This is a genomic window from Gardnerella sp. 26-12 (genome assembly GCF_001660745.1).
Classification (GTDB): Bacteria; Actinomycetota; Actinomycetes; order Actinomycetales; family Bifidobacteriaceae; genus Bifidobacterium; species Bifidobacterium swidsinskii.
This window is the reverse complement of the sequence record NZ_LWSR01000139.1, coordinates 1-2,014: the sequence shown is the minus strand read 5'-3', so window position 1 is coordinate 2,014 and position 2,014 is coordinate 1. Positions and strand designations below refer to the sequence as shown.

At 46.4% G+C, this 2,014-nt stretch carries 1 protein-coding gene; it reads right to left on the bottom strand.

The features are described 5' to 3' along the window. Positions 1 to 134: 134 nt before the first annotated feature. A complete protein-coding gene (locus A5295_RS05865) occupies positions 135 to 1,877 on the bottom strand; it encodes an ABC transporter family substrate-binding protein (protein ID WP_064622146.1) in 1,743 nt (580 codons plus the stop codon). Between the last annotated feature and the right edge of the window lie 137 nt (positions 1,878 to 2,014).

Sequence of the window (2,014 nt, the reverse complement as noted above, 5' to 3'; positions counted from 1 at the left end):
TTTTAAATTTATACTATTTTCTCACATTAGCATACACAAAAAGATGTGGCGTGTAGCCAAAAGACTACACGCCACATGCTATAAGTTAAGCAATCAGCTTAGTAAACTTGCGCGAATTATCGCTACAAATTTACTTACTTCTGCCAGCCCATATCCTCTGGGTAGGTGCTTGCGTAACCAGCAGGGCCGTTGTTAGCAAAGCCCTTCTTGAACACCTGGTAAATAGGAGGAGCAGAAACTGGAAGAGTTCCGTAGAGTGCGAGAGCTGCAGACTCTGCCTTGTTTGCATAATCAGTCTGTTCCTTGTAATCGTAGGTCTTGCCAATCTTGTTGAGCATAGCATCAATCTTCTTATTGCCAACGAGACCGAGGTTGGAATCGCTATCAGACTTGTAAACCTGGCTTGCTGCAGACAAGAAGCTCAATGGAGATGTGGACTGCCATGCCAATGGAAGCACCTGGTACTCGTGCGAAGCAACAACCTCGGAGAACTTAGCAACAGCATGGTTCACAGTCTTGCACTTAATTCCAGCCTTCTTCATCATGGCCTGGAATGCGTTAGCAAGAGCTGCCTGAGTAGAATCATCGCCGAAGAAGGTGAAGGAAATCTCAAGAGTCTTGCCATTCTTGGCGTAGTAGCCATCCTTGCCCATCTTGTAACCAGCAGCTTCAAGGGTCTTCTTAGCGTTTTCGGTGTTGTACTTGCCGTCAGCAGGAAGATTGTTCTTGTAGCCAGCCTGGAACATGGAGAGAAGCTCAGAACCTGGCTGCTCGCTCTTCCAGTTCATGCCCTGGAACTGAATCTTGTTGTAGGTAGCAACGTCGAATGCCTGAACAACAGCCTTACGAACTGCAAGCTCGTTAAGTGGCTTGGACTTAGCGTTGAAGTTAAGCACGCGAACCTTGGTGCTGTAGCCGTAACGCAGCTGAGCGCCCTTAACGCTACGAGCAGACTTGATTGCGTCCTTAGAAGAAATGGTATCGGTTACAGCATCGATTTCACCGTTCTGGAAAGCGTTCAAAGCTGCAGTATCTTCCATACGCTTTACAACGACCTTATCGAGCTTTGCCTTCTTACCCCACCACTTTGGATTGCGGGTGAAAACAACCTGATTTTCGGTTGCGGATTCAATCTGGAATGGACCTGCACCCCACTCGTTGTGAGGATTGTTTACCCAACCCTGGTTGAAGGTCTTAACGTCACCGGCCTTTGGATGAACCAGTGGAGCGAAAAGCATTTCCCATGTTGCGCATGGCTTCTCATAAGTCACTATAACCTGCTTTGGAGTGGAACCTTGTTCAACACTCTTGATGCAGTCATAGCCTTCAGTACTTGGGACGGAGTATTCCTTGTTCTTTCCGTTCAAAGCCTGCCAAGTAGCCTTAAATGCGGTGTAATCAATATCAGTGCCGTCATTCCACTTGGCCTTTGGGTTCAAGTTGTACTGAACAACGAGTGGCTTATCGCTAACCTTCTTGACGGAAGTGATGTAGTCAGGGTTGTACTTAAGCTTTTCACCCTTAACGGTGTCATAAGCCATAAGATTTGGCTGGTAGAAGCCCCACAAAGTATTCATGTAACCAGAGTTACCGTCGTTAGAAGCGTAATTCCAGTTTGGACCGAGAACAGGAAGAGCAACGGTGTAAGTGCCGCCGTCCTTAACGTTGTCACGTGACTGTGGATTATCGTAACGCTTGTTGACATCTGGCATTGGAAGTTCGCCAGTGTAAGAAGTGTCAACACCAGCAGCTGGCTCTTCAGTCATACCTGCTTTACCAGCATTGTTAGTAGCACCGCCGCAAGCGCCGAGCAGCATTGCAACAGAAAGTGCAGCTGCGGCAAATACAGTCAGTTTACCTGCATTTGTATTTTTCATGATTCCTCTCATTCCCCGGATGATGTCCGTCTTCCGGTATGTTGTATGAGTATATACAACTCTATGACATTCGACAAATCGTTTTCACAAAATATTGATTTTTTTCTTTTCAACTTTATGAAAATTAGGCAAAAAAG